This window comes from Lebetimonas natsushimae (assembly GCF_002335445.1).
Lineage (GTDB): Bacteria > Campylobacterota > Campylobacteria > Campylobacterales > Nautiliaceae > Lebetimonas > Lebetimonas natsushimae.
On record NZ_BDME01000006.1, the window covers coordinates 78,244 to 91,638 of the forward strand.

Here is a 13,395-nt window from a genome sequence, read left to right on the forward strand (position 1 = left end):
ATTGGATATTGAGCCCAAGTCGCATATTATAAAAGAATATTGGGATATTTTTGTAGGATTTACATCATTTGTATTTGCTATTTTTTTTCATTTTGAGCATTTGACAGTTTTAGCTGCACTATTTGCAGCAATTGGTATAGGTAGTCTTGCTGTTACAATTTCAGAAATTGCTGAAATTCTAGCTGAAAGATTCGGTGAACCTTTTGGCAGTTTGGTTTTAACATTCAGTGCGGTTTTGGTTGAAATTTTAATTTTATTTATGGTTGTATTGGAGGCAAAACACCATCCAGAAGTGATGGAAACAGTAAAAAACGGTATTGCAGCAACGGTTATAGTTGATTTAAATGCACTTTTGGGACTTGCCGTATTTGTAGGCGGTCTTAATTTTAAAGAGCAAGTCCATAATGAAGACACATCTGCCAGTTATACCACAGTGCTTTTTGTTTCGGTTGCCATGCTTTTAGTTCCAACTACAATTTCTTTTCATGCAGACGATCAAGCATTACACAGTGCAAGTATCATTATTGCAGTTTTACTTTTTATCTATTACTTTTTTATTTTCAGATTCCAGACAGATACACATGTTCATTTTTTTAAATTTAAAAAAAGAAGCAGGGTTAAAAGATATATAGAGGAAGAGGATGAAAATTATTTTTTTGATAAAAAAAGCAATTTATTTAATATACTTTTTTTAATTTTTTTATTAGTGTTAATTGGAATGCTTTCAGAAATTTTTGCTAATGAAGGGGTAAAAGTATTTAAACAGTTTGGTTTAACTGCTGGATTTGTGGGTATTTTAATTGCTTTTGTGACAGCTGCACCTGAACTTTTTACAGCAATCAGAGCTGCTAAAAATGATGAAATGCAAAGGGTCGTCAATATTGCTATGGGTGCAAGCACAGTATCAATACTTTTAACAGTTCCAAGTTTGATTTTCCTATCATTGATTGTAGGTGTTAAATTTACACTTGATTTTTCTCCTCTTCAGGTTGGTGCACTTCTTTTAACTATTTTACTTGTTTGGAAGACTACTGAAAATGGAGAAACAAACTATCTGGAGGGACTTTCGCATCTTATGCTGTTTCTAAGTTACGCAATAATAGCAATCTTTTATTAATTTTTTTAATTTTTTTTCTTTTTTTGTGCTAAAATTAATTGTTAAAACCTAAAAAAGGAGATTTAATGGATAGAAGAAAATTTTTAAAAGCAGCAGGTGTCACAGCTGTAGCCAGTACCGCTTTTACAACTAATCTGTATGCAAAAAGAATTACAAGACTTAAAGTTTGTCTTTCTTGGCCTAAAACTTTACCAATTATGGGTGAAGGTGCATTATGGTTTGCTGAGAGGGTAAAAGAACTCAGCGGCGGAAGTTTACAGGTTAAAATATTTGGTGCAAACGAATTAGTACCCGCTTTAGGTGTATTTGATGCTTGTTCTAAAGGTTTAATTGACGGTTTTCACTCAGGTCCGTATTATTGGAAAGGTAAAAATATAGCATTTGCTCTTTTTAGTTCAGTACCTTTTGGAATGAACGCTGATGAACTTGAAGCGTGGTTTGATTTTGGTGGAGGAATGGATTTATGGAGAGAACTTTATGCTAAATATAATCTAATGCCGTTTAAAGGTGGAAATACTGGAAACCAAATGGGTGGATGGTTTAGAAAGCCTATTAAATCACTCGCCGATATGAAAGGTCTTAAAATGAGAATTCCGGGTCTTGGCGGTGAAGTTATGGCAAAACTTGGAGTAAAACCTGTAAATATTCCGGGCGGTGAAATTTATACAGCGCTTGAGAGAGGTGTAATTGATGCAACCGAATGGGTAGGGCCGAGTCTGGACATTATCATGGGATTCTATAAAGTTGCAAAATATTATTATACAGGATGGCATGAACCGGCAAGTCTGCTTGAAATGACATTCAATAAGAAAAAATATGAAAAATTACCAAAAGAACACCAGGCGATTCTTGAAGCTGCAACTAAAGAAATGCATGCAAGAATATTTTCAGAGTTTCAATATCAAAACGCTGTCAAACTTCAAGAGATTCTTAAAGGTGAATATGGGGTTAAACTTGGTAATTTCCCTGATGACGTTAATGAAGCCGCTAAAAAGGCTGCTAAAAACTTATATGAAGAATATGCTAATAAATCAAAAGATTTTGCTAAAGTATATGAAAATATAAAATCTTATATGCCTGTAATGAGAAAATGGACAGATACACTTCCAAAATGGTATCTTGATATGAGGGACAGCGGAACAATTGTGGTTTAAACAAAATCTTTTAATACTTCGCTACAGAGGGCAAATCCAAATGCCCCTGTAACTCCAACAAAACTTCCCATATCGCAGTTTATAGGTTTTTCTATTGAATATACTACTTTAAAATCATCTTTGAAATTTTCTTTTTTTAATCTGTCCCTTATTTTTTTTGCAAAAGGGTCGGTGTTAGTTTTCCATATCGAATCAATTTTAATTTTTGTAGGGTCTATTCTTTTAGCCGCGCCCATCGAAGATATTATTTTAGGATAGGCATTTAAAATAAGGGATATTTTTGCATTTACATCATCAATTGCGTCAATTACGATATCATATTCTTTTAAATTAAGTTCTTTGATATTTTCAGGTGTCAATTTTAAATCAATCCCTTTTACATTATACATTTTACTTAAAACTTCAACTTTTTTTTGTCCTGTAAATTCACTTCCGATTTGTCTGTTTTGATTTGTTATATCGAATCTGTCATAATCTATGATGGTAATATTTTTAACTCCGCTTCTGCTGAGACAATCCAGGGCATATCCTCCGACTCCCCCGACTCCCGCTATTAAAATTTTAAGTTCCTGTAATTTATGAAATTTGCCAAAAAGTTTTTTGCATCTGTCATACCTCATTTTTTTCCTTGAGAATTTGGGATAGCTTTAAGATATTCAAATATTTATCGGAAAATTCAATTTTTTGATTGTTTTTAATTATTTCTTTGAATCTGTCTATAAATAAAGGTTCTTTTGCAATAATTCCTATTAATGAATCAATCTGTGTAAAAGGATACAAAAGAGATATTTCTTCTATTAAATCGTTTATTTCCTGTTTTTCATAATTTTGATAATTTAAAATTTTATCTCTGAAAAATTTGGGATAGTTGATATTATTGTAAATTAAATCTTCAATCGGGTAAATCTCGCTGATTCCGGGAATTATAACCTGCAGTGCAAAAATACCGCAACATTTATAAATTTTAAAATATTCTTTTTTATTAAATACGTCGTAGTTTGCAAAATTCCATTTACATACTTCAAAAAGAGGTCTTTTTAAAAAATTTTTATGTACATTTCCGCTTAAATCTATAAAATGGTTAATTAAATTAAATCTGTCTCTTACATCTTCTATATCTTCAATTATTTTTCCAAAATTATTTAGCCCTGATTGAAGCAGTTCAAAATATGCTTTTTTAATAGCTTTTTCTTGGTTTATATCGCATCCAAAAGCTAAAATGATATTATCATCCTCTATATAACTAGCCGCCATTACAGGGTATTTACCACCAAGAGAGGAATCATAAATCTGAATATTTTTTGAATTAAGAGGATGGTCTATTTTAGGAAGGGGCAGGGCATATTTTATAACTTCAAATTTTACAAACCTTTCAATTATTTCAGCTTTAGCATTTTTATAAGCTTCAATTATGTCAAAATGGGCAGCCATTCCGTTGCTTGCATAAAGGTTTTGAATTAGGTTTATGGGAAAATATACTTTTTCTTTTGTGTCTCTGTTTAAAAACGGGATTGAGAGTATTTCAAAAGAATCTGAATTAAAATCAATTAGTTCTTCTTTTTGGAGAGAGTCTATTTTATAAAAGTGTTTCAGCTCTTTATTTAAAAACTCACCTTCTTTTACATCAGGATATAGATTATTTACATAATATTCTTCAAAAAAATTGCGTGTCAGTATTCTCTCTGCCATTTCACCCTGTGCGCTGAGCAGGGCAAGATCTGGAGTTCCCCCTTTTCCAAAAGAGATAAAGGGGATATCTTTTAATTTAAGCTCACAAGTAAAAACATCATTTATTTGCTTAAATTCATAAAAATATTCTAAATTTAACTTTTCAAAAAATAAATTATAATTTTTCACTTTTCACTTTTCATTTTTAATTGCTCTAATAATTTATAATCCGTTATATCCAAAGTTATCGGTGTAATTGAAATATACCCGTTTTTAACAGCCCAGAAATCAGTACCTTTTTCTTCTTTAAAATTTAGGGGATGAAGTCCAAGCCAGTAATATTCCTCGCCCCTTGGATTTATATGCTTATGGGCTTCATTACCGTAAATTCTGTATGCCAGTTTTGTAAACTGATAGCCTTTTATTTTTTTAGTGTTTGGAATATTTACATTTAAAAGTTTTCTATGAGGGAGTGTAATTTTGTTTTCTAAAACTTTTAGGGCAATATCTTTTACAATTTCTTTTGTTTTTTCCCAGTCTATTTTGCTGGGAGGATTGTCATAGCTTTTTAAAACCTGGGAAAATGCAATAGATTTTATTCCATGAATCGCTCCTTCAGTTGCTCCTCCTACAGTTCCGGAATAATTTACATCTTCTCCCATATTTGCACCGTGATTAATTCCGCTCACTACTAAATCGGGTAATTTATTTTTAAAAAATTCATTTAAAGCAAGATAAACACAGTCATTTGGGGTACCGTCTTCTAGTTTATAAAAATTTTCTTTAATTTTTTTAAACATAAGCGGTTTGGTGATTGTAAGGGATTTGGAACAGGCACTTTTGGGATGAGCGGGTGCTACTACGATAGGGTCTCCTATTTCCCTCATGGCTTTATATAAAACTTCAAGTCCTTTAGCTTCGTATGAGTCGTCATTTGTTATCAGAATTTTCGGCATTTGTTTCCTTTGGTATAATTTTATAAAAAGGCTCATAATGAAATATTTAAGAGACGATATTGATATTAAGATTTTATCAAATTTTGAAATGCCTTTTAGTGAAATTGAAAATAATTTTGAAAAATTTCAAGAAAAACTCAAAAATTATGATTTAGGTGTTTGGAGTAAAAATATTATGTTAAATGATTTTAACGACATTGATATATATAATAACAGAGGTGAAAAATTAGAGTGGGTTGATATCGTGCTGAATTATCTTAATTCTTTAAATGGATTTTTAAGGGAGCAAATAGGTGTTTGTATTGAAAAAGAGATTCCCAGAATTTTAGACAATGAACTTACTTATCTCATCGTTCAGAGGAAAATAAAACCCGATTTTGATGAAAATTATTTTATAGCTTTTGATAAAAAAATATATTTTCCAATGATTAGCAGGGATTTTGATTTAAAGTTTTCTATTGTAAAATTAGTTGAATGGGCTAAAAGAGGCAAGAAAAATTTGATAAAATTTCAAAACTAAACTTAAAGGATGGATATGGCAAAATTGGTTTTAGTCAGACACGGAAAAAGTGAGTGGAATAAACTTAATAAATTTACAGGCTGGGTGGATGTGGATTTGGCGCCTGAGGGAATTGAAGAAGCTAAAAAAGCCGGAGAGAAACTAAAAGATGCCGGATTTGCTTTTGATGTCTGTTTTTCTTCATATTTAAAAAGAGCTATAAAAACTGGGATTATTATCTTAGAAGAGCTTGATTTATTATGGATAGACCATCTTAAAGACTGGAGATTTAATGAAAGATTTTACGGGGCGCTAACAGGTCTAAATAAAGATGAAGTTAAACAAGAACTTGGAGAGGAAAAATTCTTGCTTTACAGGAGAAGCTATGACGTTCCGCCTCCGCCGCTTAGTGAAGATGATCCAAGACACCCTAGATTTGACCCTAAATACAAAAATTTCCCCATTGAGCTTATTCCAAATACAGAAAGTCTGAAAGACAATCAAATAAGAGCTATGGCAGCATTTCATGAAAGAGTGGCACCGCTTCTTGTAGAAGGAAAAGATGTGTTGATTACAGCGCATGGAAATACGATAAGGGGAATGGTAAAAGAGCTTGACGGAATAAGTGATGAGGATATTCCTAAATTTGAAATTGCTACGGGTGTACCGAGAGTTTATGAATTTGACGAATCATTACATATTAAAAAAGTTTATAATTTAGATTAATTTATCAAGCAGTTTGCTGAAACTGTTGGCAAAATTTTGAATATTCTTTTTGCTAAAGGGTTTTGGCCCTTTAGTAATTTCTCCGCTTTCCCTGATTTCGGCCATTAAATTTCTAATACTTAAAAAATTTTGAATAGAATTTTCATCGTAGATTTCGCCTCTGTGTCCTAAAGCTACTGCCCCTTTTTTTACGCATCTGTCAGCCAAAGGAATATCGGCGGTAATAATTAAATCATTTTTTTCTGTGCGCTTTACTATTTCATCATCTGCTTTGTCTATACCTTCAGAAACCACGATATATTCTATAAAAGGGCTTTTGTCAAAAAATATTTTTTTATTGGAAACTACAATAGTTTTTAATTTTCTTTTATTTACTGCTCTATAAATTATTGGCTTTATTGCTTTTGGCAAGGCATCCGCGTCAATTAAAAGCTTCATTTTTTACCTTAATAAAGAAATAACTTCCAAAAAGTGCTGAAAAAGTATTGATACTTACAAGCATATAAATAATTACTATTTGATAACTGACGGCTTTTAATGGGGATGCGCCGGCTAAAAGCATACCGGTTGTTATTCCGGGAATTGCAACAACACCTATGGTCTGCAGCATATTGTTTACTGGTATCAGAGCCGCTTTTACAGCCTGTTTTTGCATAATTTTTAAAGCGTTTTGCAAAGTGTCGCCTATTGCTATAAAACTTTCAATAAGTTCTTTTTGAAGTGTTATTTCCCTTTTTAATCTTTCAATTGTCAGAGTGTATGTATTAAGCGAATTTCCTATAATCATTCCGGAGATAGGAATAAATTCATACGGCTTAAAGGAAATTATTTTTAATAAAAGCATTGTGGTAAGAATTATTATTGTAGATAAACTTATAGAATAAAATGCGCTTGAAAATAAAAAACCGGTTCTTTTTTTAGCAATATAAGAGGAATAAAGAAGCATAAATAAAATTACGGGAATATAAAAAATAGGATTTTTAATTTTGAATAAAATTCCTAAAATAAAACCCAATAATGTGAGTTGAATTAATGCCCTGATGGAATTAATAAAAAGTTCTTTTTCTATATAGAGTCTATGTTTATAAGAAATAAAAAGAGGTATCAAAACTAAAACAAAACTGTATATGATAATATCTATTTTCAATCAAGTCCTTTTTTAGAATTTTAACAAAAAAAAATAATTTTAATTTTGATATAATAATAGTAAAAAAATGGGCTGAATTTGGTAAGTATCAGAAAAGAATTCCACAAGACAGTTGTAATAGGGTTTATATTAGCTTTTATAGTGCTACTGATTTTGTATTATGTTATTACTAAAATAGTTGTGGAACAAAAGCTTACAGCAGCAAGGCTTGAGGCTAAAACAATTATTTATTATAGACATTATATATCTTTTGTGGCTCCGAAAGTCAAAATAGTGGATTTAAATTTATCGCCTTTTGCACTTACACCTGCTTATGTAACAGATCAGGTGGCCAAGAAATTAAGGGATGATAAAATTTATTATATAAAACAGGTATCGGATAATTACAGAAATCCGTTGGATAAACCGAACAATATTGAATTAGAAGCTATAGAATATTTTAAAAAATATAAAGATAAAAATGAATATTATAAAACATATAAACCTGATAAAAATTTTAACAAACAGTATTTTTTTTATGCTAAAAAACTTACAATAGAAAAATCTTGTCTTAAATGTCACGGAATTCCTTATAAAGATGTGCCCGCCGATATTTATAAAAAAATTGTTAAAATTTATGGAAACGGGGCTTTTGGATACAAAAAAGGTGATGTAAGAGGTGTTCTTTCTATAGTCTTTCCTTATGAAAAAGTAATAATGAATGTAAATAAAATTTTTGCAATTATAATAGGAATAGGAGTACTTTTTTTTATAACCGGCCTTTTAATATTTTTTAAAGTGAATGAAAAAATTCAGGAAGACATTTATAAAATTTTAGAACATTTTAAATTTACAAAAGAGGGTAGATATCCTATATTAAAAGATCAAATGAAATTTATTGAATTTAAAGAATTGAAAAATCAGATTAACAAAACATTTTTTAAACTAAAAAAATATCAGGGTTATATTTATTATAAATACTATTATTACCCATTAACTAATCTGCCGAATAGGAATAAATTTTTGGAATTGGCAAGTGAAAAAAAATATCCCATTGTTTTGATTAATACAGATAAATTTAAAGAAATAAATTTTTATTTTGGCAGTGAAATAGGTGATAAATTAATAAAAAATATTGCGCTGAGACTTAAAAATTTAAGAAAAAAATATAGTTTTAAACTTTATCACATTGATATAGATGAATTTGCCTTAATATTTAAAAATGAACAAATTTCTAAAAAAGAATTGCAAGAAATTATAGAAGATATTATTAATTTTTTGGAAGAGCCTTATAATATTGATTCTAATAAGATAATTGTCAGATTTAGAGCAGGCGTTAGTTTATATAAAAAAGATTATATCAGAGCTAATATTGCACTTGATATGGCAAAAGAACTTAAAAAAGATATAGTTTTTGGCAGTGAAATAGAAAATTTAGATAAATATAAAGAACATCTGAAATGGCTTAAAAAACTTCAGTGGGCATTAAAGAATGATAAAATCATTCCTTTTTATCAACCAATAGTAGATAAAAATAAAAACATTGTCAAATATGAGGCTTTGGTCAGATTAATAGATGAGAATGGAAAAGTGGTAAATCCTTTTTATTTTTTAGATGTTGCTAAAAGATCAAGATATTATTTAGAAATAACAAAGAGGGTAGTTAACAAAGCCATTGAAAAGGTTATAGAAAAAGATACAGCCGTTTCAATAAATTTGACACTTGAAGATATAGAAGAAAGGGAAATGAGAAATTTTATTTTTGAAAAACTTAATTTATTAAGAGATAAATCAAAAATAACTTTTGAAATAGTTGAAAGTGAAGATGTCAGGGGAAATAAATTAGTAAAAAACTTTTTATATGAAATTAAAACTACAGGCGCATTAATATATATTGATGATTTTGGAAGCGGCTATTCTAATTTTGATTACTTAATCAAATTGCATCCTGATGGGGTTAAAATTGATGGAAGTTTAATAAAAAATATATTGAATGATAAAAATTCCCAAATTATTGTAAAGACAATAGTTTCTTTTGCAAAAGAGATGAATATAAAAGTTATTGCTGAATTTGTTGAAAATAAAGAAATTTTTGAATATCTAAAAAAATTGGATGTTGATTATTTTCAGGGATATTATTTTTCTCCTCCAAAAGGAGATATATAAAATATTTTGATAAAATTCTTAAAAAAAAGGTTTAATATGTTAGTTTTAAAAACAGATGCGGCAAATTTCAGAGTTAAATTTGAAGAAATTTTAAAGCGTGGTAAAATGGATATTGAAAATGTGGAAGATATTGTGAAAAATATTATAAATGAAGTAAGAGAAAGAAAAAATAAAGCATTATTTGAACATATTTCAAAATTTGATAAGTGGACTCCTATAAAAGATGATGATTTAGTAATTAGTAAAGATGATATGAAAAAAGCATATGAAAATTTAGACGAAGATTTAAAATGTGCTTTGCATTTAGCATATGACAGAATTAAAGCATATCATGAAAAACAACTTCCAAAAACATGGTTGACTTTTGAGGATAACGGAACAATTCTTGGACAGAAAGTAACTCCTGTAGAAAGGGCCGGTGTATATGTACCGGGTGGTAAAGCATTTTATCCTAGCAGTCTTTTAATGAATGTTATTCCGGCAATTGTTGCGGGTGTTGAAGAAATAGTGGTAACTACCCCTGTTATTGAAAATAAACCGAATCAGTTACTGCTTGCTGCTTTGTATATTTGTGGTATGCCAAAAGCATTTAAAGTAGGAGGGGCAAGTGCTGTTGCAGCAATGGCTTATGGGACAGAGACTATCCCTAAAGTTGATGTAATTACAGGTCCAGGCAATATTTTTGTAGCAACAGCTAAAAAACTAGTATACGGGGAAGTGAATATTGATATGATAGCGGGACCAAGTGAAATTGGAATTATTGCAGATGAAAGTGCAAAACCGAATTATATGGCAATAGATCTTTTATCTCAGGCTGAGCATGACGAAATGGCAAGTTCTATTATGATAACCCCATCAGAGAAACTTGCTCTTAAAACTAAAGAAAAAATATATGAATTTTTAGAAGAACTTGAAAGAAAAGATATAGCTGAAAAATCAATTGAAGAGAGGGGTGCAATAATTATTTGTAAAAATATAGATGAGGCAATCGAACTTATGAATGAAATTGCTCCTGAGCATTTGGAAGTGGTAACTAAAAACCCATTTGAGCTTTTACCAAAAATAAAAAATGCCGGGGCAATTTTTCTAGGGGAAAACACTCCAGAACCAATAGGTGATTATATAGCAGGGCCGAATCATACATTGCCTACAGGCGGAAGTGCCAAGTTTTATTCTCCATTAAACGTTGAAATTTTTATGAAAAAAAGTTCAATTATTTCTTTTTCAAAAGAAGCTATTGAAAAAATGGGAAAAGATTGTGCCTTGTTAGCCAAAACCGAAGGACTTACAGCCCATCAGAAATCAGTTCTTGAAAGACTTAAGTGAATTTTTTTAACACATTTGATTTTATAGAAAATTTTTTTCCAAACACTCCTCTTGCTTTTTTGATTTTTCTTCTCTCTTTTTTTTTACTGACGACTATATTTGTTTTAATAACTGCAAAATTAATTAAAAAAGATAAAAAATTAAAAAAAAACAATCAGAAAAAGCAGCTCTCAATTGAAAATTTAATAGAAATTGCTAGAAATAAAAAATCTAATATTAACGATTTAGTATTTGCATTTAAATATTTTAATGAAAACTTTAAAGTTAAACAGTTTCCAGATAAAGCATTTGATTTTTTTAAATTAATACTTACACATAAAAACAGAGGTAAAGTTTTATTTGATATTTTTCATAATAAAACAGTAAAATTAAATAAAGATTTTGAAGATCAATTAAATAAAATAGAAAAAGAATGTTTAAATAGATAAAGATAGAGATTAAACTCTATCTCTAAGATTAAGTGCAGAAATTACTTCAAGATATTTATCGTGATCTTTTCTTTTTAAATATCTCATAAGTCTTTTTCTTTGTCCAACCAATTTTAATAAACCTAATCTGCTTGAATGGTCGTGTTTGTGTGTTTGTAAATGTTCGTTAATTTGATTGATTCTTTCAGTCAATAGTGCGATTTGAACCGCAGGACTTCCAGTATCATTTTCATTATTTCCGAATTTAGCGATAATTTCTCTTTTTTTCGCCGAATCCAAAGCCATGTTAGCCTCCTGATTGGTAAATTTTAGTTTTCAAACTAAGAATGAAAGTATATCTTTTTTTCTGCAAAAATGCAAATTTTGATAAAATTATATAAAAAAGGATTGTATGAAAAAACTGATATTTTTCTTTTTAATTAGTTTTTCTTTTGCTACAAATGTTTTAATTTTAAATTCATATTCAGTAAAATTAAAATGGACAAGGAATGAACTTCAAGGAATTTTGGAAGAATTAAAAAATAAAGATTTAAATATTTATATTGAATTTATGGATACTAAAATATTTAGACCGACACCTAAAAGACTTAAATATTTATATGAATATTTATTTCAAAAATATAGAAAAATACCTTTTGATATTGTAATTGTTACAGATGATAATGCTTTAAATTTTGTAAGAGAGCATTTAAATTCTCCTATTTTTATCAATGCCAAAGTATTTTTTGCCGGTATTAATAATTTGGATTTGGTTAATATTTTAGATAGAAACAGGTTTTGCGGTGTTTTTGAAAAAAAAGAACCACTTGTAAATTTAAATTTTGCCAGAAAAATCGTGGATTTAAAAACTTTTTATGTAGTGGGGGATGATTCTACTTCTGCAAAAATTGTTATGAATCAGTATAAAAAAGCATATAAAAATTTTAAAAATATCGAATTTATTTATATTAATGAAAAATATTTAAGTCACATTCTGTATTATTTTAAAGATAATTTTTCTAAAAATTCAGCAATGATGCTTATTAATCCTTTTAGTTTTATTTTTAACGAACAACATATTTCTTATGAAAAAGCAATACAGTTATTATCAAAAATTTATAACAGACCAATTATCGTGCATACCGATATACTTACAAACATTAAAAATTCAAACATTGTAGGCGGCAGGGTAAACGATTCTAAAAATCAGGGTAAAATTGCTGCAGTTAAAGTAAAAAAATATTTAAACGGTGAAAAAATAAATAATATAGGGTTTACTTTTGAAAAAGCCAATAAAATGTATCTTAATGTTTTGAATTTAGAAAAATTTGGAGTAAATGCATATGATTTAGGATATAAAGAAGCTATTTATGTAAATGCGCCTCAAACTATTTGGGAACAATATAAAAATCAATTAATTTTTGTAATTTTGTTTATAGTTTATTTGATTTTAATCATATTTATTTTAATATATAAAAACAGACTAAAAGAAAAATTAAATATAGAACTTCAAAAAAGAATAGATAAGGCGGTAAAAGATATACAAAAAAAAGACAGACTCTTAGCAAATCATTCTAAATTTTTGGCAATGTCTGAAATGATAGGTGCTGTTGCCCATCAGTGGAGGCAGCCTTTGAATGCATTGGCTCTTAATTTACAGGTATTACCCGATATTAAAGATAATGAGAAATTTGAAAACTTAATAAATAAAAATTTAAAAATTATAGAATTTATGTCTAAAACAATTGATAATTTTATTAATTTTTTTAAATCAACCGAAAATATTGTTAATTTTTCCGTTAAATCAGCTATATTTGAAACGATAGAATTAATTGATGCCCAGTTAAAATCTAAAGGTATAAAAATTATTATTAAAGGAGAGGATTTTTATATAAAAGGGAATAAAAATCAATTTAGGCAGGTAGTTTTGAATCTGATAAACAATTCTAAAGATGCTTTTTTAAATCAAGATGAGAAAGAAATAAAAATAATTTTAAAATCCAAAATAAAAAAAATTTATATTTTGGATAACGCTGGAGGAATAGATAATAAAATATTAGAAAGAATATTTGAACCATATTTTACAACAAAAGATTCTGGCAGTGGGCTTGGTTTATATATTAGTAAAATAATTTTAGAAAAATATTTTAATGCTACCTTGGAAATAAAAAATACAAAAATTGGAATAATTAATATAATTTCTTTTAATAGAAAAAAATAAATTGGGTATAATTTTGAAAAAAGGTTTAA

Annotated in this window: 14 protein-coding genes; 8 read left to right on the forward strand and 6 right to left on the reverse strand. The window is 28.6% G+C overall.

The genetic code is table 11. From position 1 onward, the window contains the following. Position 1: 1 nt before the first annotated feature. Together LNAT_RS07410 and LNAT_RS07415 are read left to right on the forward strand one after the other, a co-directional pair. Positions 2–1,117, forward strand: coding sequence for a calcium:cation antiporter (locus LNAT_RS07410; RefSeq protein WP_096259952.1), 1,116 nt, complete (start codon positions 2–4; stop codon positions 1,115–1,117). Positions 1,118–1,182: 65 nt separating this feature from the next. Continuing rightward, the gene (locus LNAT_RS07415) at positions 1,183–2,271 is read left to right on the forward strand and encodes a TRAP transporter substrate-binding protein (RefSeq protein ID WP_096259954.1); all 1,089 of its coding nucleotides are present in this window, start codon (positions 1,183–1,185) and stop codon (positions 2,269–2,271) included. Here LNAT_RS07415 and LNAT_RS07420 read toward each other — a convergent pair. Genes LNAT_RS07420 through surE form a run of 3 tightly spaced genes read right to left on the reverse strand, consistent with a single transcriptional unit; the run spans position 2,268 to position 4,895 of the window. Next, complete coding sequence (locus LNAT_RS07420) at positions 2,268–2,891, reverse strand: tRNA threonylcarbamoyladenosine dehydratase (RefSeq protein WP_096259957.1); 624 nt, start codon at positions 2,889–2,891, stop codon at positions 2,268–2,270. The two genes, LNAT_RS07415 and LNAT_RS07420, sit on opposite strands and share 4 nt — an antisense overlap. Next, positions 2,881–4,128, reverse strand: coding sequence for a YcaO-like family protein (locus LNAT_RS07425; protein WP_096259959.1), 1,248 nt, complete (start codon positions 4,126–4,128; stop codon positions 2,881–2,883). Before LNAT_RS07425 ends, LNAT_RS07420 begins: the two co-directional genes overlap by 11 nt. After that, complete coding sequence (gene surE, locus LNAT_RS07430) at positions 4,125–4,895, reverse strand: 5'/3'-nucleotidase SurE (protein ID WP_096259961.1); 771 nt, start codon at positions 4,893–4,895, stop codon at positions 4,125–4,127. The genes LNAT_RS07425 and surE overlap by 4 nt, the downstream gene beginning before the upstream one ends. A gap of 37 nt (positions 4,896–4,932) precedes the next feature. Between surE and LNAT_RS07435 the strand changes: the two genes are divergently transcribed. After that, positions 4,933–5,415, forward strand: a complete 483-nt coding sequence (locus LNAT_RS07435) for a stationary phase survival protein SurE (protein ID WP_096259963.1) — start codon at positions 4,933–4,935, stop codon at positions 5,413–5,415. Between the two features lie 15 nt (positions 5,416–5,430). Continuing rightward, positions 5,431–6,120, forward strand: coding sequence for a 2,3-diphosphoglycerate-dependent phosphoglycerate mutase (gene gpmA / locus LNAT_RS07440; protein ID WP_096259965.1), 690 nt, complete (start codon positions 5,431–5,433; stop codon positions 6,118–6,120). Here gpmA and LNAT_RS07445 read toward each other — a convergent pair. Both LNAT_RS07445 and LNAT_RS07450 read right to left on the reverse strand, forming a co-directional pair. After that, a complete protein-coding gene (locus LNAT_RS07445; RefSeq protein ID WP_096259967.1) occupies positions 6,112–6,558 on the reverse strand; it encodes a YaiI/YqxD family protein in 447 nt (148 codons plus the stop codon). The two genes, gpmA and LNAT_RS07445, sit on opposite strands and share 9 nt — an antisense overlap. Beyond that, positions 6,542–7,267: an ABC transporter permease gene (locus tag LNAT_RS07450; RefSeq protein WP_096259970.1), complete on the reverse strand. Its 726-nt coding sequence runs from the start codon at positions 7,265–7,267 to the stop codon at positions 6,542–6,544. The genes LNAT_RS07445 and LNAT_RS07450 overlap by 17 nt, the downstream gene beginning before the upstream one ends. Positions 7,268–7,345: 78 nt before the next feature. Here LNAT_RS07450 and LNAT_RS07455 point away from each other — a divergent pair, with 78 nt between their 5' ends. Genes LNAT_RS07455 through LNAT_RS07465 form a run of 3 tightly spaced genes read left to right on the forward strand, consistent with a single transcriptional unit; the run spans position 7,346 to position 11,166 of the window. Then, positions 7,346–9,412: an EAL domain-containing protein gene (locus tag LNAT_RS07455; RefSeq protein WP_096259972.1), complete on the forward strand. Its 2,067-nt coding sequence runs from the start codon at positions 7,346–7,348 to the stop codon at positions 9,410–9,412. 36 nt (positions 9,413–9,448) lie between these two features. Continuing rightward, a complete protein-coding gene (gene hisD, locus LNAT_RS07460; protein ID WP_096259974.1) occupies positions 9,449–10,738 on the forward strand; it encodes a histidinol dehydrogenase in 1,290 nt (429 codons plus the stop codon). After that, entirely contained in the window at positions 10,735–11,166 is a 432-nt protein-coding gene (locus LNAT_RS07465; protein WP_096259976.1) for a hypothetical protein, read from the forward strand. Before hisD ends, LNAT_RS07465 begins: the two co-directional genes overlap by 4 nt. 9 nt (positions 11,167–11,175) lie before the next feature. Here the strand turns inward: LNAT_RS07465 and rpsO are convergent, their stop codons facing one another. Further along, positions 11,176–11,451, reverse strand: a complete 276-nt coding sequence (gene rpsO, locus LNAT_RS07470; RefSeq protein ID WP_096259977.1) for a 30S ribosomal protein S15 — start codon at positions 11,449–11,451, stop codon at positions 11,176–11,178. 106 nt (positions 11,452–11,557) lie between these two features. Between rpsO and LNAT_RS07475 the strand changes: the two genes are divergently transcribed. Continuing rightward, on the forward strand, positions 11,558–13,366 hold the full coding sequence (locus tag LNAT_RS07475) for a sensor histidine kinase (RefSeq protein WP_096259979.1): 1,809 nt from the start codon (positions 11,558–11,560) through the stop codon (positions 13,364–13,366). Positions 13,367–13,395 lie beyond the last annotated feature (29 nt).